We start from the raw sequence: 22419 nt of genomic DNA, 5'->3' as shown, positions 1-22419 counted from the left end.
CTCAACCAGAATAAATATTGAGGAATATCAAAATTGGCGCAAATTATTATCCAATTGTACATTCCGTCACATTTATTCTATTGATGATAGAAACCATTCTCATTATCATTGATCTGTTGATTATTTACTCTTTCCTTACGTTGGCTAATCATCTGGCCTCATGCCGCCTTGCCGCCCCATGAGGTAATCATCCAGTTAGCGAGATATAAGTAGGTCCCTATGCAATTCACTCCTGACAGTGCGTGGAAAATTACCGGTTTTGCCCGTGAAATCAGCCCGGCTTATCGTCAGAAACTGTTGTCACTTGGCATGCTACCCGGCTCCTCTTTCAACGTGGTACGCGTCGCCCCACTCGGCGATCCTATCCATATCGAAACGCGTCGCGTAAGTCTGGTATTGCGTAAGAAAGATCTGGCGTTATTAGAAGTGGAAGCGGTTTCCTGTTAATACAGTGAGTCTATAAAAATGAAAAAACTAACCATTGGTTTAATTGGCAATCCTAATTCCGGCAAGACAACTTTATTCAACCAGCTTACCGGCGCCCGCCAGCGTGTAGGCAACTGGGCTGGCGTTACCGTTGAGCGTAAAGAAGGTCATTTCGCAACGACGGACCACCAGGTCACGCTGGTTGATTTACCCGGCACCTATTCTCTGACGACAATCTCATCCCAGACCTCTCTCGATGAGCAGATCGCCTGTCACTATATTTTAAGCGGCGACGCGGATCTCTTGATCAACGTGGTCGATGCTTCAAACCTTGAACGCAACCTCTACCTGACGTTGCAACTGCTTGAGCTGGGCATCCCCTGCATCGTCGCGTTGAATATGCTGGATATTGCCGAGAAGCAGCAAATCCGTATTGATATCGATGCCCTCTCCGCTCGCCTTGGCTGCCCGGTGGTTCCGCTGGTATCCACCCGCGCCCGCGGCATTGAAGCGCTGAAACTGGCGATCGATCGCTACAAAGAAAACGACACCGTCGAGCTGGTACATTATGCCCAGCCGCTGCTGCAGGAAGCGGATTCCCTCGCCGATGCGATGGCCAAAGATATGCCGTTAAAACAGCGCCGCTGGCTGGGCCTGCAGATGCTGGAAGGCGATATCTACAGCCGGGCCTACGCGGGTGATGCCGCGCAAAACCTTGATGCCGCCATTGCACGTCTGAGCGAGACAATGGATGATCCGGCACTGCATATCGCCGATGCGCGCTATCAGTGCATTGCCGCTATCTGTGATACCGTCAGCAACACCCTGACGGCAGAGCCGAGCCGCTTCACCACCGCAGTAGATAAAATCGTCCTCAACCGCTTCCTCGGTCTGCCGATTTTCCTGTTCGTGATGTACCTGATGTTCCTGCTCGCCATCAACATTGGCGGCGCGCTGCAACCGTTGTTTGATGTCGGCTCCGTAGCGCTCTTTATCCATGGTATTCAGTGGATTGGCTACACGCTGCACTTCCCGGACTGGCTCACTATCTTTTTGGCGCAAGGTCTTGGCGGCGGGATTAACACCGTGCTGCCACTGGTACCGCAAATCGGCATGATGTACCTGTTCCTCTCCTTCCTTGAAGACTCCGGTTACATGGCGCGCGCCGCGTTTGTAATGGACCGTCTGATGCAGGCGCTGGGACTGCCGGGCAAATCGTTTGTCCCGCTGATCGTCGGCTTTGGCTGTAACGTACCGTCAGTGATGGGCGCACGTACGCTGGACGCCCCGCGTGAACGTCTGATGACTATCATGATGGCACCGTTTATGTCCTGTGGCGCTCGCCTGGCGATTTTCGCCGTCTTTGCCGCAGCGTTCTTTGGTCAGAACGGTGCGCTGGCGGTCTTCTCACTGTACGTACTGGGTATCGTTATGGCGGTATTGACCGGTCTGATGCTCAAACACACCATCATGCGTGGCGAAGCAACGCCGTTCGTGATGGAGCTGCCGGTGTACCACGTGCCGCACATTAAGAGTCTGATTATTCAGACCTGGCAACGCCTGAAAGGCTTCGTTCTGCGTGCGGGTAAAGTCATCATCATCGTCAGCATTTTCCTCAGCGCGTTTAACAGTTTCTCGCTGAGCGGAAAAATCGTCGACAACATCAACGACTCTGCTCTGGCTTCCGTCAGCCGCGTAATCACGCCGGTCTTCAAGCCGATTGGCGTTCACGAAGATAACTGGCAGGCAACCGTAGGTCTGTTCACCGGCGCGATGGCGAAAGAAGTGGTTGTCGGTACGCTGAACACGCTCTATACCGCAGAAAACATTCAGGAAGAAGAGTTCAACCCGGCAGATTTCCACCTCGGTGACGAGCTGCTCGGCGCGGTAGATGAGACCTGGCAAAGCCTGAAAGACACCTTCAGCCTGAGCGTACTGGCTAACCCTATTGAAGCCAGCAAGGGCGACGGTGAAATGGCTACGGGTGCAATGGGCGTGATGGGCGAAAAATTTGGCAGCGCTGCCGCCGCTTACAGCTACCTGATTTTCGTGCTGCTGTATGTGCCGTGTATTTCGGTAATGGGCGCTATTGCACGTGAATCCAGCCGTGGCTGGATGAGCTTCTCGATTCTGTGGGGCCTGAACATCGCCTACTCTCTGTCGACGCTGTTTTATCAGGCGGTCAGCTACAAAGAGCACCCGACCTACAGCCTGGTGTGCATTTTAGCTGTCATCCTGTTTAACATTGTGTTGCTGGGCCTGCTGCGTCGAGCTCGCAGTCGCGTGGATCTCGCACTGCTGGCGACCAACAGGACGGCAAGCTCCTGCTGTTCCAGCACCACTGGCGACTGCCACTAAGGTTATCGACAATGGCATCGCTTATTCAGGTTCGTGATTTATTGGCTTTGCGGGGACGCATGGAGGCAACTCAGATTAGCCACACGCTGCACACCCCGCAGCCCATGATTGACGCCATGCTGAATCAGTTAGAAAAGATGGGCAAAGCGGTGCGGATTCAGGACGATGCCGACGGGTGTCTTTCCGGAAGCTGCAAGAGTTGTCCGGAAGGTAAAGCCTGCCTGCGCGAGTGGTGGGCTTTGCGCTAGTTCGATGCCGGATGGCGCTACGCTTCCGGTCTAAAAATGACTGCAAACGTCCTGGCCGGATAAAGCGTTTATGCTGATATCCGGCTTTTTGCGTAATGGATTCCACAAAGATGTCCCTGTTTCAGCAAAGCTGATCTATCCTCCAGCCTGTCGCGCATCGTTATCAACTCGTGGATGATTACTGGCGACCAGGGAAGTAGAGTCTCGTCATCTTGTTTCTCAGGTGACGGATCGCCATGAATACTGACACGACTGCTACGCCGCATGACGCGATTTTCAAAACGTTCTTAAACCACCCTGCTACCGCACGCGACTTTCTTCGGCTCCACCTTCCAGCCTCTTTGCAAAAACTGTGCGATCTGAAAACGCTACAACTGGAATCGGGCAGCTTTATTGAGGACGATTTGCGCGCGTACTATTCCGATGTGCTGTGGTCATTAAAAACCCGCGAAGGCGATGGCTATATTTACACCATCATTGAGCATCAGAGTACCGCCGATGCCCATATGGCATTTCGGCTGATGCGTTATGCCATTGCGGTTATGCATCGTCATTTGGCTGCAGGTCACAAGAAACTCCCGCTGGTGATACCCATGCTTTTTTATCATGGCGCGGCAAGCCCATACCCCTACTCACTCTGCTGGCTGGACGAATTTGACGACCCAAAGGCTGCCAGACAACTTTATACCGCAGCGTTTCCACTGATCGATATCACCGTGGTTCCCGATGACGAGATCATGCAGCATCGCCGGATGGCGCTGTTGGAACTCATCCAAAAACATATTCGTAAACGCGATTTGATGGGGCTGGTAGAAAAACTGGTCATCCTGCTTATTAAAGGACACGCTAATGACAGCCAGTTGAAAGCCTTGTTTAATTATCTAATGCAGGTCGGGGACACCGCACATTTTACCGAGTTTCTTCATGAGGTCGCCGAACGTTTACCCCAACATAAGGAAAAGTTGATGACTATCGCCGAAAGATTACGACAAGAAGGGCATCTTAATGGTCTTCAGGAAGGTCATATGAAAGGGTTACAAGAGGGATTACAAGAAGGGTTACAAACGGGCTTGCAACAAGGTAAACGAGAGGAAGCTTTACGTATTGCATCAACCCTGCAGGCTGATGGTATCGACCCGCTGACCATCTTCAGAATTACCGGCCTGACCGCTGAGGATCTGGCTACGCGCAGCCATTAATCTCAAGCCCGGTAAGCGCGGCTCTACCGGGCAACACAACAGATTTATAGGCGTTTTTTTAACGCCACCAGCGCTGCGCAGAACTCTGCAGGATGCGAGATAAACGGTGCATGCGCCGCTTTAGCAAATATCAACGACTCGCTATGCGGCCACAGGGCATCGAGCATTGGGACCACTTTGCGCGGAACCAGTCCATCGAGATAGCCGTACAACCGCAGAAAAGGCATGTCCACAGCGCACAGAGGCTCACGCAGATCGACCGTTTTCAGGATCTCCAGTCCGCCATTGAGCACCTCGACCTTCGGCATGGGTAACGCCAGCACTGTTTTCTTCAGTGCTCGCGCATCCTGACGCGCGGTGTCCGTGCCCATCGTCTGCAACGCCAGAAAACGTTCCACCGTACGCTGGAAATCTTCGCTCAACTGCTGCTGGAAACCTGCCAGCACTTCTGGCTTGATACCCGGCCACTCGTCGCGCGCGCTAAAGCAAGGGGAAGACGCCACGGTCACCAGCGCCTGAACACGTTCAGGATGGGTTAACGCCACCTGGCTTGCGACCAGCCCGCCCAGACTCCAGCCGAGCCAGATGGCTTTCTCCGGCGCCTGTTTTACTACCCGCTCAGCCATCTCTTCCAGCGACATTGCGCCGAACCCCTGGCTGCGACCAAATCCCGGTAAGTCGACAAGATGCAGCGTGAAATGCGAACTCAGTTCCTCGCTTATGCAATGCCACACTTGCGCATTCAGTCCCCATCCGTGCAGCAGCACAAGATGGCAATTTCCCGAACCCTGGGTCTGCCACCAGATGTCATTCATCAGTTATTGTTCTCTTTTAGCCTGAAAGGATGCTTCTATGCTAACAGTACCGGGATTGTGCTGGCTATGCCGAATGCCCCTGACGTTAGGGCATTGGGGGATCTGTTCAGTCTGCACACGGGCAACGCATCAGCACGTCAGCCGGTGCCCTCAATGTGGACTCCCTGCCGCGCATACCGTCGTTCCCTGTGGGCGCTGTCTGCAAAAACCACCGCCGTGGCAGCGGCTGGTTACCGTCAGCGACTATGCTCCGCCGTTGAGCGGGCTTATCCACCAGTTCAAGTTTTCCCGACGTGGCGAAATGGCCCCCGCTCTTTCACGCTTGCTGTTGCTGGAGGTATTACAGGCCCGGCGCGTCAGCGGTCTTCCTCTGCCGGACAGGCTCGTCAGCGTCCCGCTCTGGCAACGCCGGCACTGGCGCAGAGGGTTTAATCAGAGCGACTTACTGTGTCGTCCCCTGGCCCGCTGGCTGGGCTGCGACTGGGACAGCCGGGCCATCACGCGGGTTCGGGCAACCGCCACACAGCACCATCTCAGCGCCCGATTACGTAAACGTAACCTGAAAAACGCCTTTCGCCTTGAATTGCCAGTGCAGGGACTCCATATGGTCATTGTGGATGATGTCGTCACTACCGGAAGTACCATCGCGGAAATCGCGCAGCTGCTTTTACGCAATGGCGCGGCGACTGTCCAGGTATGGTGCCTGTGTCGAACCTTGTAGAGCCTCGATGATGGGCGTATTATAACCAAGTAAAATAGTCAACTATTAGGCCATTACTATGATCCATATTTCCGATGCTGCACAAGCGCACTTTGCCAAACTGCTGGCAAATCAGGAAGAAGGGACACAAATCCGCGTATTTGTGATTAATCCCGGCACGCCTAACGCTGAATGCGGCGTTTCTTATTGTCCGCCGGACGCCGTGGAAGCAACCGACACTGCCATTAAATTTGACCTGCTGACCGCATATGTTGATGAACTGAGCGCACCGTATCTGGAAGATGCAGAAATCGATTTCGTTACCGACCAGTTAGGCTCCCAGCTGACCCTGAAAGCACCAAACGCCAAAATGCGTAAAGTTGCCGATGATGCGCCGCTGATGGAACGCGTGGAGTACATGCTGCAATCGCAGATCAACCCACAGCTGGCAGGTCACGGTGGTCGCGTCTCTCTGATGGAAATCACCGATGAAGGCTACGCTATTCTGCAGTTTGGCGGCGGATGTAACGGCTGTTCAATGGTGGATGTAACGCTGAAAGAAGGTATCGAGAAGCAGCTGCTGGCTGAATTCCCTGAACTGAAAGGCGTTCGCGATTTAACCGAACACCAGCGCGGCGAGCACTCTTACTACTAACGCCTCAACCTGTAGAGTTTCCGTAGGCCCGTTAAGACGCATCCGCGCCGCCATCGGGCATTGATGCCGGATGGCAGCGTAATCGCGTTATCCGGCCTACAACCTTGCATTTCTCCGCATATTTCCTGCAACAATCCCCCTCATAATTTGACCAGCCTCTCATAATTTAAATTTTGCCTGCCCAGGTGATTTTCAAGCGCCGTATGTTACCCGTATCATTCGCATCAGCACCTAACACACACATAACAGCCAGCTAAACTGATTAGTTTTGAAGGCAACCAGCATTGGTGCTGAGAATGCTCTGTTCCCGGTCGGGACAATCGGAATTTGTCATCTAAACACTGACGTTACCCATAACAAAGTAAAGGCCAGGTAAATCATGCCATTAGTCATCGTTGCTATCGGTGTAATCTTGTTACTCCTCCTGATGATCCGTTTCAAAATGAACGGTTTCATCGCTCTCGTCCTGGTGGCGCTTGCTGTCGGATTGATGCAAGGGATGCCACTGGATAAAGTCATCGGTTCGATTAAAGCCGGTGTCGGCGGAACCCTTGGCAGCCTCGCCCTGATTATGGGTTTTGGCGCCATGCTGGGCAAAATGCTGGCGGACTGCGGCGGCGCACAGCGCATCGCAACCACTCTGATTGCTAAATTCGGCAAAAAACATATTCAGTGGGCGGTGGTATTAACCGGCTTCACCGTCGGTTTTGCCCTGTTCTACGAAGTCGGCTTCGTGCTGATGCTGCCGCTGGTGTTCACCATCGCCGCTGCTGCCAACATCCCGCTGCTGTATGTTGGCGTGCCGATGGCTGCAGCGCTGTCCGTAACTCACGGCTTCCTGCCGCCGCACCCAGGTCCGACCGCTATTGCCACCATTTTCCACGCAGATATGGGTAAAACCCTGCTGTTTGGTACGATTCTGGCAATCCCGACCGTTATTCTCGCCGGTCCGGTGTACGCTCGCTTCCTGAAAGGCATCGATAAGCCAATCCCGGAAGGTCTGTACAGCGCGAAAACGTTTACCGAAGAAGAGATGCCTGGCTTTGGCGTCAGCGTCTGGACCTCCCTGGTACCGGTTATCCTGATGGCGATGCGCGCCGTGGCGGAGATGATTCTGCCAAAAGGCCACGCTTTCCTGACGGTGGCAGAATTCCTGGGTGACCCGGTTATGGCAACGCTTATCGCGGTGCTGATTGCGATGTTCACTTTTGGTCTGAACCGTGGACGTTCGATGGATCAGATCAACGACACGCTGGTGTCCTCAATCAAAATCATCGCGATGATGCTGTTGATCATTGGTGGTGGCGGTGCCTTCAAACAGGTCCTGGTGGATAGCGGCGTGGACAAGTACATCGCGTCAATGATGCACGGTTCAAACGTTTCTCCGCTGCTGATGGCATGGTCTATCGCTGCGGTACTGCGTATCGCACTGGGCTCCGCAACCGTTGCAGCGATCACCGCTGGTGGGATTGTGGCACCGCTGATTGCAACGACCGGCGTAAGCCCTGAGCTAATGGTTATTGCGGTTGGTTCCGGTTCCGTCATTTTCTCCCACGTGAACGATCCAGGCTTCTGGTTGTTCAAGGAGTACTTCAACTTGACCATCGGTGAAACCATCAAGTCATGGTCAATGCTGGAAACCATTATCTCCGTCTGCGGTCTGGTAGGGTGTCTGCTGCTGGGTATGGTGGTCTGATAAAACTGTGCCGGGTGGCGCTTCGCTTACCCGGCCTACCTGCTATCACCCTAAAAAAGCCGGGGAAATCCCCGGCTTTTTTACTTCTTCTTCGCGGCCGATTTTCGGCGCTTATCCAAATCCTTAATCAGCTTGTTCACACCGTCATCGGCAAACATCTGCTCCAGCGTGGCGGTGAGCTTACGCCGCCAGTTTTTGTACTGGTCGCTGGTCCCGGGAATATTGACCGGCTCAGCCATATCCAGCCAGTCTTCCGGTTGCAGGCCCAACAGCGCACTGTTGCTGTCAGCGATGTAGCGTTGCATGCCACGATTAAGAATCGGCGTCATCGACATCAGTGACGCCTTGTGACCAGCACGTTTTGGCAGGCACCCGTATTTGTGCAGCGCGTCCAGCAGCCCCTGTTTCGCCAGTTCTCTGTCCTGATACAACCCACGCAGCACGACTTCATCCGGGTACAGACCCAGCGCCTTACCCAGCGTCAGATCGCCGCTATCCCAATAACCTTTAAGCGTAGGAAGGTCATGCGTCGCCGCGACTGCCATTGATTGTTCCGGGTACGCTTTCGGCGCGCGGAAATTTTTCTCATGGTCATTCTCAAAATAAAGCACTTTGTAGGAGTACACGCCGCTGTCACGCAGCTTGCTGACGATCTCTACCGGCACAGTCCCCAGATCTTCACCAATTACCATGCAGTGATGACGTTTACTTTCCAGCGCCAGAATTGAAAGCAGATCGTCGACCGGATAATGCACGTAGGCGCCGTGATCGGCAGTTTCGCCGTAAGGGATCCACCACAGACGCAGCATCGACATAACATGGTCGATACGCAACGCACCGCAGTTCTGCATATTGGCACGCAGCAGTTCGATAAACGGTTCGTAAGCGCGTGCCGTGATGATATGCGGATCCATCGGCGGCAATCCCCAGTTTTGCCCGAGCGGACCGAGAATATCCGGCGGTGCGCCAACCGAGGCTTTCAGGCAATACAACTCGCGGTCGCACCAGGTTTCCGCCCCGCCTTCGGCCACGCCGACAGCCAGATCGCGATATAATCCAATCGGCATCGCAAAGCCCTGGCTGGTTTTCCAGCAATCAGCAAACTGGGTATACGCCAGCCACTGCAACCACAGGTAGAAATCCACTTCATCACGATGCTCTTCGCAAAAGCGTTTTACCTCTGGCGAATCCACCGACTGGAAAGCTTGCGGCCACACCGGCCAGCCCCAGCGCAGTGCGTCCTCTTTCACCTGATGCGCATGCAGCGCATCAAAGGCCGCCTGCCAGTACAGGCTATCCCCTTCCTGAATCACAAACTGGCGAAATGCCGCCATCTGCTCATCGTCACGTGCAGAGAAGCTTTTCCATGCCATACGCAGCGCTGTCATCTTCAATGCGGTAACGGCAGAATAATCAACCCACTCGGTATCACGCGCGCGTTGCAGAGCTTGCTGAGTCGCGGGTTTCTGCCACCAGGCCTGCGCCTCTTTACTCAGGCGAAAATCGTCTACTGCGTTCACATCAATATAAATAACGTTCAACCAGCGGCGTGACGACGGGCTGTACGGACTGGCACTCTCCGGGTTCGCCGGATACAGCGCGTGAATCGGATTCAGGCCAATAAACGCGCCGCCGCGTTGCGCCACCTCCACCAGCATGGCACGGAGATCGCCAAAGTCGCCAATCCCCCAGTTTTTTTCTGAACGCAGGGTATAGAGCTGAACGCATGCGCCCCACAGCTTCTGCCCGGCTAATAGAGCCTGCGGCTCATAGCAGCGTTTCGGCGCGACGATGATGCGGCAATGGGTACGCAACTCCCCCTGGGTGAGGGTAAGCGTGTGATACCCTTCCGGCAGCTTCGCAGGAAGGTTGAACGATTTACCGCCGACGGCATGTCCTTTGTGCTGCACGCCCTCTTCGGTGGTCAGCAGCCAGGTAAACTCTCCGCGTCCCTCAACTGCCAGCGGCATTTTCTTACCAGCGGTATAAACCATGACATTCGGCACCGGGGTCACCGCCACCTGAGCGGTGGCGGTGGAGCGATGCATAGCGTCAAGCAAACGCCGCTTGGTTTCGACGCCAATAGACTGCGGTTTACCGTGGGCATTAATGTAATTGGGGCTGATCCCCGCCGCCAACGCGGCATTATCCAGACGTTTGCTTTCCATCGCGATTCCTTAACGTTTCGCCTGCCAGATACGAGTCTGATAATCGCGGATGGAGCGATCCGAACTGAACATGCCGCAACGCGCGGTATTCAGAATCGCCGCCCGGGTCCAGGCTTCCTGGTCACGATACAACACGTCAACCTGCTTCTGGGCTTCAACATAGGCCGCGAAGTCCGCCATTACAAGATACGGGTCACCGCCCTGCTTGCCGATACTGTGCAGCATCTGGTCGAAGGCATGTTTATCGCCGTCGCTATACTTCCCGCTTTCCAGCTCTTTCAGAACAGCATCCAGCACTTTATCTTTCTTACGCCATTTCACCGGGTCGTACCCTTTGGCCTTGAGCGCCTTCACCTCTTCCACGGTATGACCAAAGATAAAGATATTCTCGTCACCGACCTTCTCGGCGATTTCGACGTTTGCGCCATCCAGCGTACCGACGGTTAACGCACCGTTCAGCGCCAGCTTCATGTTACCGGTGCCGGAAGCCTCTTTCCCTGCGGTGGAGATTTGCTCAGAGATATCCGCCGCTGGGATCAACATTTCCGCCGCCGAGACACAATAATCCGGCAGGAATACGACCTTCAGCTTGTCGCCCACTTGCGGGTCGTTATTGATGGTTTCTGCAACCTTGTTAATGGCGAAGATGATATTTTTCGCCAGGTAGTAACCCGGAGCGGCTTTCGCGCCAAACAGGAATACGCGCGGCACGCGATCGGCCTGCGGGTTCTCACGGATTTCTTTGTATAACGCCAGAATATGCAGCAAGTTGAGGTGCTGACGCTTGTACTCATGCAGGCGTTTAATCTGAATATCAAAGAGAGCGTTAGTCGTTATCTCAATACCGGTACGCGCTTTAATAAACTTCACCAGACGCACTTTGTTCGCCAGCTTGATGTCACGATACTGCTGACGAAACTTCGCGTCGTCGGCGTATTTTTCCAGGTTAATCAACTGATCGAGGTCGTTGGCCCACTCTTTTTTCAGCGATTTATCCAGCAGCGCGGCAAGTGCCGGGTTGCACTGCTTAATCCAGCGACGCGGAGTAATCCCGTTAGTGACGTTATGGAATTTGTTCGGCCAGAGCTGATGATATTCCGGGAACAGATCCTTCACCACCAAATCGGAGTGCAGCGCCGCCACGCCGTTAACCGCAAAGCCGCTGACCACGCACATGTTGGCCATACGCACCTGTTTGTTGTGCACCACCGCCAGCTTCGCCCAAACTTCAGCGTCACCCGGCCAGGTTTTATCGACCAGCTTCTTAAAGCGGTCGTTAATCTCTTTGATGATTTGCATATGGCGCGGCAGTAGTGCTTTCACCAGCTTCTCGTCCCAGCACTCCAGCGCCTCTGGCATCAAAGTGTGGTTGGTATAAGCAAAGGTCTTGCTGGTAATAGCCCACGCATCGTCCCAGCTCATCTGGTGCTCATCAATCAGTACACGCAGTAGCTCAGGGATGGCGATGGTCGGGTGAGTATCGTTGAGCTGAATCACCTCAAAATCAGCCAGCTCATGCAGTTTACGCCCAGCCAGATGATGGCGGCGCAGAATGTCAGCTACGGAGCAAGCGCACTGGAAGTATTGCTGCATCAGGCGCAGCTTTTTACCCGCGGTGTGGTTGTCGTTCGGGTACAGCACTTTGGTGAGTTTTTCAGCGTCGATGCCCTGCTGCTCTGCGCGCAGGAAATCGCCGTCATTAAATTTGGTCAGGTTAAACGGATGCGCGTGGCTGGCCTGCCACAGACGCAGCGGTTGCGCCACGCCGTTACGGTAGCCGAGAACCGGTAGATCCCAGGCCTGGCCGGTGATAATAAACCCCGGCTCCCAGTGCCCTTCTTTGGTGACCTTGCCGCCAATCCCTACTTGCACATCCAGTGCTTCGTTGTGACGGAACCACGGATAGCTGCCGCGATGCCAGTCATCCGGGGCTTCCATCTGCTGCCCATCGGCAAATGACTGACGGAACAGGCCGTACTGGTAGTTGAGACCATAGCCCGTCGCCGATTGACCGACTGTCGCCATCGAATCAAGGAAGCAGGCCGCCAGGCGCCCCAATCCACCGTTACCCAGCGCCGGGTCGATCTCTTCTTCCAGCAGGTCGGTCAGGTTGACGTCATGCGCTTTCAGCTCATCGCTCACCGCCTGATACCAGCCGAGATTGAGTAAGTTGTTGCCAGTCAGACGGCCAATCAAAAACTCCATCGAGATGTAGTTAACATGGCGCTGATTTTTTGCCGGCTTCGCCGCAGGCTGGGCGCTGAGTAACTCAGCCAACGCCCCACTCACTGCCTGCCACCACTGGCGCGACGTCATTTCTTGAGCCGACAGTAAACCGAAGCGCTGCCACTGACGCGTCAGGGCAGCCTGAAATTGATCTTTGTTGAAAGTAGGCTGTGACATAGGGGTTCCAGATCCTTAGGTAATAAAACAACGTTATCGCTAGTTTGCCAGGCTCGTTGTTGACCTTCCTCATCCTGGCACGGATTAGGCAGGGAGGAGGAGCGGGGATGAGCATAAAAGTGTGATCGCTGCCACTTAAAGGGGGTGTTATCGCCCGTAAATTCGCGTAAGTCCGGCATAACGCCCCTGTAATGCCCAACGGACGACGCATTAATAACAAGAGATAAATCGACAATATCAAATAGAGGGGTGACGATGGGAAACAATCTGTAAACAGAGAAATAGTTTCTAACCTGAAATATCCAAGGTGGATAAGATAATTCACATAAAACTTTTAAGTCGGCCACAAAATTCGGCTCTTTACATTAAGCAACTGAGTAACCTTATAAAAAGGGAGGTATTTTTCGGCTCAGCCAAAATACCGACGGATCCAGTCGCCACGCCTGTTGTGACTCTTTAAAGCAATTAATGTAATAGATGTATAGATTTGTGACATAGTGCAAAATCAGACACACAAAAAGTCCGCTTAGCTTGCATAAAACACTAATCTGGCCGACCTTATATCTATTAATTACGAAGCGCAAAAAAAATCATTTTTCCCCATTTTCACACAGTGAAGTGACTAACTTATGTTGATTCCGTCTAAATTAAGTCGTCCGGTTCGACTCGACCATACGGTGGTTCGTGAGCGCCTGTTGGCTAAACTTTCCGGCGCGAACAATTTCAGGCTTGCCCTGATAACAAGTCCTGCTGGTTATGGAAAAACGACGTTGGTTTCACAATGGGCAGCGGGGAAGAACGACTTAGGCTGGTACTCTCTGGATGAAGGCGATAATCAACAAGAGCGCTTTGCCAGCTATCTGATCGCCGCTATCCAACAGGCAACCGGTGGACACTGCACCACCAGCGAAGCGATGGTGCAAAAGCGCCAATACGCCAGCCTGACGTCACTGTTTGCGCAGCTATTTATTGAACTGGCCGAGTGGCACCGCCCGCTCTACCTGGTAGTGGATGATTATCATCTCATCTCCAATCCGGCAATTCACGAAGCGATGCGTTTCTTCCTGCGTCATCAGCCTGAGAACCTCACGCTGGTCGTGCTGTCGCGCAACCTGCCACAGTTGGGTATTGCCAACCTGCGAGTACGCGATCAGTTGCTGGAGATAGGCAGCCAACAGCTGGCGTTTAACCACCAGGAAGCCAAACAATTTTTCGATCGACGTTTGTCCTCGCCTATCGAAGCGGCAGAAAGCAGCCGGATGTGCGATGACGTTGCTGGCTGGGCCACGGCGTTACAGCTGATTGCCCTCTCCGCCCGCCAGAACAACCACTCTGCACACCAGTCCGCACGCCGCCTCGCCGGGATCAACGCCAGCCATCTGTCCGATTATCTGGTTGATGAAGTGCTGGACAGCGTCGACCTCGGCACCCGTCACTTCCTGCTGAAAAGTGCCATTCTGCGCTCAATGAACGACGCACTGATCGTCCGGGTCACCGGGGAAGAAAACGGCCAGATGCGGCTGGAGGAGATTGAACGCCAGGGATTATTCTTGCAGCGGATGGATGACGTCGGTGAGTGGTTCAGCTATCACCCACTGTTTGGCAGCTTTTTACGCCAGCGCTGTCAGTGGGAACTGGCAAGCGAACTGCCCGAAATACACCGCGCCGCCGCTGAAAGCTGGATGGCGCAAGGTTTCCCCAGCGAAGCTATCCACCACGCGCTGGCGGCAGGCGACGCCCATATGCTACGCGATATCCTGCTTAACCATGCGTGGGGACTGTTTAACCACAGCGAACTGACATTACTGGAAGAGTCGCTGAAAGCCCTGCCGTGGGAAAGTCTGCTGGAAAATCCGCGTCTGGTTCTGCTGCAAGCCTGGCTGATGCAAAGCCAGCACCGCTCCGGCGAGGTTAATACCCTGCTGGCGCGCGCTGAGCAGGAAATGAAAGGCGACATGGAACCGACGCTGCACGCCGAATTTAACGCCCTGCGTGCGCAGGTCGCGATTAACGACGGAAATCCTGACGAAGCCGAGCGCCTGGCAAAGCTGGCGCTGGATGAGTTACCCATCGCCTGGTTCTATAGCCGTATCGTCGCCACCTCGGTACACGGTGAAGTCCTGCACTGTAAGGGCGATCTCACGCGTTCTCTGGCGTTAATGCAGCAAACCGAGCAAATGGCGCGCCATCATGACGTCTGGCATTACGCGCTGTGGAGTTTAATCCAGCAAAGCGAAATTTTGTTTGCCCAGGGCTTTTTACAGGCCGCCTGGGAGACTCAGGAAAAAGCGTTTCAGCTGATCAAAGAGCAGCATCTGGAACAGCTGCCGATGCACGAGTTCCTGGTGCGTATTCGCGCGCAACTGCTGTGGGCATGGGCGCGCCTGGACGAATCGGAAACGTCTGCCCGCGCGGGTATTGAACTGCTTTCCACATTCCAGCCGCAGCAACAGCTACAGTGCCTGGCGCTGCTGATTCAATGTTCGCTGGCCCGGGGGGATCTGGATAATGCGCGTAGCCTGCTCAACCGCCTGGAAAACCTGCTGGGTAACGGTCACTATCACAGTGACTGGATCTCGAACGCCGATAAGGTACGGGTGATTTACTGGCAAATGGTGGGCGACAAAAACTCGGCCGCCAACTGGCTGCGCCACACGCCGAAACCCGAATTCGCCAATAACCACTTTCTGCAAAGCCAGTGGCGCAACATCGCCCGCGCGCAGATCCTGCTGGGCGAGTTTGAACCGGCTGAGATTGTGCTGGAAGAGTTGAATGAAAATGCGCGCAATCTGCGCCTGATGAGCGATCTGAACCGTAACCTGCTGCTGCTTAATCAGCTCTACTGGCAGGCAGGGCGCAAAAATGACGCACAGCGCGTGTTACTCGACGCGCTGCAGCTGGCGAACCGCACCGGATTTATCAGTCACTTTGTCATTGAAGGTGAGGCCATGGCGCAGCAACTGCGTCAGCTGATTCAGCTCAATACCTTACCGGAACTCGATCAGCACCGCGCCCAGCGCATTTTGCGTGAGATTAACCAGCATCACCGCCATAAATTCGCCCACTTCGATGAAGGATTCGTTGAGCGTCTGCTTACTCACCCGGAAGTACCGGAGCTTATCCGCACCAGCCCGCTGACCCAGCGCGAATGGCAGGTTCTGGGACTGATTTATTCGGGCTACAGCAACGAGCAGATCGCCGGAGAATTGGCCGTCGCGGCAACGACCATCAAGACGCACATCCGCAATTTGTATCAAAAGCTCGGCGTCGCACACCGCCAGGATGCGGTGCAACATGCGCAGAAACTGCTGAAAATGATGGGGTATGGGGTTTAGTTAATGCCTGATACGCTACGCTTATCAGGCTTGGAATTAACTTAGCACAGCTCTAACTGAATATGATGGTCCGCAATAACCTGCATCACGCCAGCTGGCGGCAGCGTGTCGGTATACACCGCATCCACCATGCTGATACTGCCCATATTCACCATCGCGTTACGCCCAAACTTCGAGTGATCCACCACCAGCATCACATGCCGTGAATTCTCAATAATCGCGCGCTTGGTGCGAACTTCGTGATAATCAAACTCCAGCAGGGAGCCATCGCTATCGATACCGCTAATCCCTAAGATGCCGAAGTCCAGGCGGAACTGAGAAATAAAGTCGAGGGTCGCTTCGCCCATAATACCGCCGTCGCGGCTACGCAGTTCGCCACCGGCGAGTATGATGCGAAAATCCTCTTTCGCCATCAGCGTATTCGCCACATTGAGGTTGTTGGTCACAATGCGTAAATTGCTGTGATTGAGCAGCGCGTGAGCCACCGCTTCCGGCGTGGTGCCGATATCAATGAACAACGTAGAACCGTTCGGGATCTGCGTGGCAACTTTGCGGGCAATGCGCTCTTTTTCCGCCGTCTGTGTCGCTTTACGGTCATGCCACGGGGTGTTGACCGAGCTGGAGGGCAGCGCCGCGCCACCGTGATGGCGCAAAATCATGTTCTGATCGGCCAGATCGTTAAGATCGCGGCGAATCGTCTGCGGACTGACGGAGAAATGCTCCACCAGCTCCTCAGTACTGACGTATCCTTGTTTCTTTACCAGCTCGATGATCGCGTCATGTCGTTGTGTTTGCTTCATTATTGTTCCCTGAAATTACGTTCGTTTTCGTACATTCATAGTATCGGCAAACGCCATTGCCAGACCCACGGCCAGCCCGGCGATATGTGCGCCGTTCGCCATCGACATGCCGAACACATCAAACCAGCCGGCAACAATCCAGATCAAAGCAAAGATAATCAAACCACGCTGCAGGAAAATACCACTTTGGGGATCGCGCTCGCCGCGCAACCACACATAACCCATCAGCGCATATACCACGCCAGACAGCCCACCAAACCACGGGCCGCTAAATTTCTGCTGAACGTAGCCGCTTAGCAGGGCGCTGATCACGGTAATTACAATCAGTTTTCCGCTGCCCAGACGCTTTTCTACCGCACCACCGAGATACCACCACCACAGCAGGTTGAACAGAATATGCATCAGCGAGAAGTGCATAAAAGCGTGGGTGAAATAACGCCAGAATTCAAATTTCAGCGAAGGATCAAACGGCCATGCCAGCCAGAGCATCACAGTCTGGTCGCCCAGCGTGTTCATCGCGATAAACACCAGCACACACGCGGCCATCACCACCCAGGTTACCGGGCCTGCGCGTTCGCGCAATGTTGCCAGGAACGGATAACGCTGATAGCGCAGACCGCTGTCGGTATGACCCGACTGCCAGCTTGCCGCGAGGTAACGCGGATCGCCTGGATTCTCCAGAAACCGCGCCAGTTCAGCATGCACGCGCTCAGCCTGGGACTCATCCGCCAGCCAGACATCCGTTTGCTGATGTTGTTGAATCGTCAGGATAACGCCCTGTGTCGCCATATAATCAACAAATGCCTGCGCCACGCGGGGGTTAGCAAAAGAGGTAATCATCAACATGGTTGCTGTCGCTTATTCCACACAAAAGAGGACAGTATATATACCCTTCTTACTTCGAGCTGCATCTTTGTTGGCTTTCCTCACTCACTCCGGTCACATACTGTTCGTACGCGCCCGGAGATTTGCTGCGTCGCCGTCGCGATGCAACTCGAATTAATTTGGGTATAGTCTTACGAACCGTATGCCACTTCTGCCGGAAAATGTCGATGCCAGGCGTCGAAGCCGCCGTCAACACTGTAAACCACGTCATAGCCCTGCTGAAGAAGATATTGCGCCGCGCCTTTACTGCTGTTGCCGTGATAACACATTACTAACACGGCGGTGTCGAAATCATGCTCGCGCATAAATGACCCCAGCGTGTCGTTCGTCAGATGAAACGCCTGTGGGGCGTGACCCATCGCATAGCTTTGCGGGTCGCGGATATCCACTAACACCGCGGCCCCCTGGTGCAGCTTCTGATGCGCTTCTTCGACATTAATACATTCAAACTGATCCATTGCTCTCTCTTCTTTATATTGCAGGTGACGCTTTTCAGACATGTTACTTCTTAGTGTACGTCCCGACGGCAGTTAAACGCCATAATGTTATATGTATCACTGTAAATTGTTTATCCGATGTTACCAATGGCGCGATTCTTTGCTATTATGCTCGATAACGAACATTAATGAGCTATAACGAAAGTGCGAGAGGCCAGTATGGAAACCAAAGATCTGATTGTGATAGGTGGAGGCATCAACGGTGCCGGTATCGCGGCAGATGCCGCTGGACGCGGTTTATCCGTGCTGATGCTGGAAGCGCAGGATTTAGCCTGTGCCACCTCTTCCGCTAGCTCTAAACTCATCCACGGTGGCCTGCGCTACCTGGAACACTACGAATTTCGCCTGGTGAGCGAAGCGCTGGCCGAACGTGAGGTGTTGTTGAAAATGGCACCGCATATCGCCTTCCCGATGCGCTTTCGTCTGCCCCATCGCCCGCACCTGCGTCCAGCGTGGATGATCCGCATTGGTCTGTTTATGTACGATCATCTGGGCAAACGCACCAGTTTGCCGAGTTCAACCGGTTTGCGTTTTGGCGCAGATTCCGTAATGAAACCTGAGATTGTGCGCGGTTTCGAATATTCTGACTGCTGGGTAGACGATGCGCGGCTGGTTTTGGCAAACGCCCAAATGGTCGTACGCAAAGGCGGAGAGGTATTAACCCGCACTCGCGCTACCTCCGCTCGCCGTGAAAACGGTTTGTGGATTGTTGAAGCTGAAGATATCGATACCGGTAAAAAGCACACCTGGCAGGCGCGTGGTCTGGTCAATGCCACCGGCCCATGGGTGAAAGAGTTCTTCGACGACGGCATGCATCTGCCATCGCCGTACGGTATTCGTCTGATTAAAGGCAGCCACATCGTGGTACCGCGCGTCCATACCCAGAAGCAAGCTTATATACTGCAAAACGAAGATAAACGTATTGTGTTTGTCATCCCATGGATGGACGAATTCTCGATCATCGGGACGACTGACGTCGAATACAAAGGCGATCCGAAAGCGGTAAAAATTGATGAGAGTGAAATCAATTACCTGCTGAAGGTCTACAACGCGCACTTTAAGAAACAGCTGGGCCGTGACGATATCGTCTGGACCTACTCGGGCGTACGTCCGCTGTGCGATGACGAGTCCGACTCGCCGCAGGCTATCACCCGTGATTACACGTTGGATATCCACGACGAAAACGGCAAAGCGCCGCTGCTGTCGGTCTTTGGCGGTAAGCTGACGACCTATCGTAAGCTGGCCGAACACGCGATGGAAAAACTGGCGTCGTACTATCAGGGAATCGGTCCGGCGTGGACAAAAGAGTGCATTCTGCCAGGCGGTGACATCGGCGGCGATCGTGAAGATTACGCGGCCAAACTGCGCCGTCGCTACCCGTTCCTGACCGAGTCGCTGGCGCGCCATTATTCGCGCACCTACGGCAGTAACACCGAATGGATTATCGGGGAAGCCACCTCGCTTGCCGAGTTAGGTGAAGACTTCGGCCATGAGTTCTATGAGGCCGAGCTGAAATATCTGGTCGATCACGAATGGGTGCGCCGTGCGGAAGATGCGCTGTGGCGTCGCACGAAAGAAGGTATGTGGCTGAACGCTGAACAGCAGTCGCGCATGACCCAGTGGCTGGCGGAGTACATTGAGAAACAGCAGCTGTCGCTGGCGTCTTAAGACACTCGATATAAAACTGTAGGCCCGGTAAGCGTCAGCGCTACCGGGCCTTTTGCCGGATGGCGGCTAACGCCTTATCCATCCGGCCGACAGATCATCCTGCCCTTGTTACAACCGCACCGAGTCGATATGCCAGATGTTTTCGGCGTACTCTTTGATCGTCCTGTCCGACGAGAAGTAGCCCATGTTGGCGATATTAATCATCGACTTGGTGGTCCACTCTTCCGGGTGGCGATACAGTTCGTCAACCTTATCCTGGCAATCAACGTAGCTGCGATAATCCGCCAGAACCTGATAGTGGTCGCCAAAGTTGATCAGAGAGTCAACCAGGTCACGATAGCGCCCCGGCTCCTCAGGGCTGAATACGCCGCTGCCGATCTGCGTCAGCACCTGATGCAGCTCTTCGTCTTTCTCGTAATACTCACGCGGCTTGTAGCCCTGGCTGCGTAAGGCTTCGACCTCTTCCGCCGTATTACCAAAGATAAAGATATTTTCTGCGCCCACATGCTCCAGCATCTCGACGTTGGCACCGTCCAGCGTCCCAATGGTCAGCGCACCGTTGAGGGCAAACTTCATATTACTGGTACCAGAGGCTTCGGTCCCGGCCAGCGAAATCTGCTCAGACAGGTCGGCAGCAGGAATAATCACCTGCGCCAGGCTGACGCTGTAGTTAGGAATCAACACCACTTTCAGCTTGTCACCAATTTGCGGATCGTTGTTGATCACTTTCGCGACGTCGTTGATCAGGTGAATGATGTGCTTCGCCATGTAATAGGCCGAAGCCGCTTTACCGGCGAAGATATTCACACGCGGCACCCACTCGGCGTCAGGATCGGCCTTAATGCGGTTGTAGCGAGTGATCACATGCAGCACGTTCATCAACTGGCGTTTGTATTCGTGAATACGCTTGATCTGCACATCAAACAGCGATTTCGGGTTCACCACCACGTTAAGCTGCTGGGCAATGAGCGTTGCCAGACGCTTTTTATTCTCCAGCTTCGCACGGCGCACCGCCTGGTTTACCAGCGGGTAATCGCAGTGCTGTTCAAGCTCGCTTAGCTGGCTGAGATCGGTTCGCCAGGTGCGGCCAATGTTCTCATCCAGTACCTCAGAGAGCGATGGGTTAGCCAGCGCCAGCCAGCGGCGCGGCGTCACGCCGTTGGTGACGTTACAGAAGCGAGTCGGGAAAATCTTCGCAAAGTCAGCAAACAGCGACTGCACCATCAGGTTGGAGTGCAGCTCAGAAACGCCGTTAACCTTGTGGCTCACCACCACTGCGAGCCATGCCATACGCACCCGGCGGCCGTTGGATTCATCGATAATCGACGTCCGTCCCAGCAGACTGGTATCGTTCGGATACTGTTCCTGCAACGTCTTCAGGAAGTAGTCGTTAATCTCAAAGATGATTTGCAGATGGCGCGGCAGAATTTTGCCCAGCATATCGACAGGCCAGGTCTCCAGCGCCTCGCTCATCAAGGTGTGGTTGGTATACGAGAAGACCTGGCAGCAGACCTCAAACGCATTATCCCAACTGAATTTGTGCTCATCGATCAGCAGACGCATCAGCTCAGGAATCGACAGTACCGGATGGGTGTCGTTGAGGTGAATGGCGATCTTATCTGCCAGGTTGTCGTAGGTTTTGTGCAGCTGATAATGACGGTTCAGGATGTCCTGCACCGTGGAGGAGACCAGGAAATACTCCTGGCGCAAACGCAGCTCGCGTCCGGAATAGGTGGAGTCATCCGGATACAGCACGCGGGAGACGTTCTCGGAGTGGTTTTTATCTTCCACCGCCGCAAAGTAGTCGCCCTGGTTAAATTTACCGAGGTTGATTTCGCTACTGGCCTGGGCATTCCACAAGCGCAGCGTATTGGTGGCGTCTGTGTCATAACCGGGAATAATTTGGTCGTAGGCTACCGCGAGGATCTCTTCAGTTTCTATCCAGCGCGTTTTCTTGCCTTCCTGCTGAATACGCCCGCCAAAGCGCACTTTGTAGCGCGTATTGTGGCGTTTGAATTCCCACGGGTTACCGTATTCCAGCCAGTAGTCCGGTGACTCTTTCTGTCGGCCATCAACAATGTTCTGTTTGAACATGCCGTAGTCATAACGAATACCGTAGCCGCGTCCCGGCAGACCCAACGTTGCCAGTGAGTCCAGGAAGCAGGCCGCCAGGCGCCCGAGGCCACCGTTGCCAAGACCAGGGTCGTTTTCTTCATCGATCAGATCTTCAAGATCCAACCCCATACCTTCCAGCGCATTTTTGACATCGTCATAAATACCCAACGATAACAGTGCATTGGAAAGTGTGCGCCCAATCAGAAACTCCATTGACAGATAATAAACCTGTCGAGTTTCCTGGGATAATTGCGCACGGTTAGAACGCAGCCAGCGCTCCACGAGACGATCGCGCACCGCGAACAACGTGGCGTTCAGCCACTCATGTTTATTGGCAATGACCGGGTCTTTACCAATCGTGAACATCAGCTTGTAGGCGATAGAATGCTTAAGTGCCTCTACGCTGAGTGTGGGCGATGCATAAGTAAATGGAGCATTCATATAGGTGATT

The 22419-nt window shown here is 54.0% G+C and carries 16 protein-coding genes; 9 read left to right on the top strand and 7 right to left on the bottom strand.

Going from position 1 to position 22419, the window contains the following annotated elements:
* The first annotated feature begins 219 nt into the window (after positions 1-219).
* From feoA to HV350_RS01825, 4 genes are all read left to right on the top strand, one after another.
* On the top strand, positions 220-447 hold the full coding sequence (gene feoA, locus HV350_RS01840) for a ferrous iron transporter A (RefSeq protein WP_003023519.1): 228 nt from the start codon (positions 220-222) through the stop codon (positions 445-447).
* 18 nt (positions 448-465) lie between these two features.
* Positions 466-2784, top strand: a complete 2319-nt coding sequence (feoB, locus tag HV350_RS01835) for a Fe(2+) transporter permease subunit FeoB (protein WP_016157644.1) — start codon at positions 466-468, stop codon at positions 2782-2784.
* 11 nt (positions 2785-2795) lie between these two features.
* Positions 2796-3032 (top strand): [Fe-S]-dependent transcriptional repressor FeoC, encoded by a 237-nt coding sequence (feoC, locus tag HV350_RS01830; RefSeq protein WP_047358169.1) that lies wholly within the window; start codon positions 2796-2798, stop codon positions 3030-3032.
* 236 nt (positions 3033-3268) lie between these two features.
* On the top strand, positions 3269-4231 hold the full coding sequence (locus HV350_RS01825; protein WP_181629684.1) for an Rpn family recombination-promoting nuclease/putative transposase: 963 nt from the start codon (positions 3269-3271) through the stop codon (positions 4229-4231).
* Positions 4232-4275: 44 nt separating this feature from the next.
* Here HV350_RS01825 and bioH read toward each other — a convergent pair whose 3' ends face one another.
* Positions 4276-5046: a pimeloyl-ACP methyl ester esterase BioH gene (gene bioH / locus HV350_RS01820; RefSeq protein ID WP_016157646.1), complete on the bottom strand. Its 771-nt coding sequence runs from the start codon at positions 5044-5046 to the stop codon at positions 4276-4278.
* Between the two features lie 37 nt (positions 5047-5083).
* Here bioH and gntX point away from each other — a divergent pair, with 37 nt between their 5' ends.
* The 3 genes from gntX (at position 5084) to gntT (ending at position 8097) form a co-directional block, all read left to right on the top strand.
* Positions 5084-5767, top strand: a complete 684-nt coding sequence (gene gntX, locus HV350_RS01815) for a DNA utilization protein GntX (RefSeq protein ID WP_181629682.1) — start codon at positions 5084-5086, stop codon at positions 5765-5767.
* A 58-nt stretch (positions 5768-5825) separates the two neighbouring features.
* Entirely contained in the window at positions 5826-6401 is a 576-nt protein-coding gene (gene nfuA / locus HV350_RS01810; protein WP_003023509.1) for a Fe-S biogenesis protein NfuA, read from the top strand.
* 379 nt (positions 6402-6780) lie between these two features.
* Entirely contained in the window at positions 6781-8097 is a 1317-nt protein-coding gene (gene gntT / locus HV350_RS01805; protein ID WP_003023507.1) for a gluconate transporter, read from the top strand.
* An 80-nt stretch (positions 8098-8177) separates the two neighbouring features.
* Here the strand turns inward: gntT and malQ are convergent, their stop codons facing one another.
* Together malQ and malP are read right to left on the bottom strand one after the other, a co-directional pair.
* Positions 8178-10265 carry a 4-alpha-glucanotransferase gene (malQ, locus tag HV350_RS01800; RefSeq protein ID WP_181629680.1) on the bottom strand — a complete coding sequence of 696 codons (2088 nt, stop codon included), beginning with the start codon at positions 10263-10265 and terminating at the stop codon, positions 8178-8180.
* 9 nt (positions 10266-10274) lie between these two features.
* Positions 10275-12668, bottom strand: a complete 2394-nt coding sequence (gene malP / locus HV350_RS01795) for a maltodextrin phosphorylase (protein WP_019078139.1) — start codon at positions 12666-12668, stop codon at positions 10275-10277.
* 629 nt (positions 12669-13297) lie between these two features.
* On the opposite strand from malP, the gene malT reads away from it, so the two are divergent.
* Positions 13298-16003 (top strand): HTH-type transcriptional regulator MalT, encoded by a 2706-nt coding sequence (gene malT / locus HV350_RS01790; RefSeq protein ID WP_181629679.1) that lies wholly within the window; start codon positions 13298-13300, stop codon positions 16001-16003.
* A gap of 41 nt (positions 16004-16044) precedes the next feature.
* On the opposite strand, the gene HV350_RS01785 is transcribed toward malT, so the two are convergent.
* The 3 genes from HV350_RS01785 to glpE all read right to left on the bottom strand — a co-directional run bounded on the left by HV350_RS01785 (position 16045) and on the right by glpE (position 18146).
* Positions 16045-16803, bottom strand: coding sequence for a DeoR/GlpR family transcriptional regulator (locus HV350_RS01785; RefSeq protein ID WP_003023499.1), 759 nt, complete (start codon positions 16801-16803; stop codon positions 16045-16047).
* 15 nt (positions 16804-16818) lie between these two features.
* Positions 16819-17649: a rhomboid family intramembrane serine protease GlpG gene (glpG, locus tag HV350_RS01780; protein ID WP_016154811.1), complete on the bottom strand. Its 831-nt coding sequence runs from the start codon at positions 17647-17649 to the stop codon at positions 16819-16821.
* Between the two features lie 170 nt (positions 17650-17819).
* Positions 17820-18146, bottom strand: a complete 327-nt coding sequence (glpE, locus tag HV350_RS01775) for a thiosulfate sulfurtransferase GlpE (protein WP_049040656.1) — start codon at positions 18144-18146, stop codon at positions 17820-17822.
* Between the two features lie 198 nt (positions 18147-18344).
* On the opposite strand from glpE, the gene glpD reads away from it, so the two are divergent.
* On the top strand, positions 18345-19853 hold the full coding sequence (gene glpD / locus HV350_RS01770; RefSeq protein WP_016154812.1) for a glycerol-3-phosphate dehydrogenase: 1509 nt from the start codon (positions 18345-18347) through the stop codon (positions 19851-19853).
* Between the two features lie 108 nt (positions 19854-19961).
* On the opposite strand, the gene glgP is transcribed toward glpD, so the two are convergent.
* A complete protein-coding gene (gene glgP / locus HV350_RS01765; protein WP_181629677.1) occupies positions 19962-22409 on the bottom strand; it encodes a glycogen phosphorylase in 2448 nt (815 codons plus the stop codon).
* Positions 22410-22419 lie beyond the last annotated feature (10 nt).

Source organism: Citrobacter sp. RHBSTW-01013, assembly GCF_013781985.1.
Lineage (GTDB): Bacteria > Pseudomonadota > Gammaproteobacteria > Enterobacterales > Enterobacteriaceae > Citrobacter > Citrobacter braakii.
Note: the sequence above shows the minus strand (reverse complement) of the source record. Positions and strands in the feature narration are given on the sequence as shown.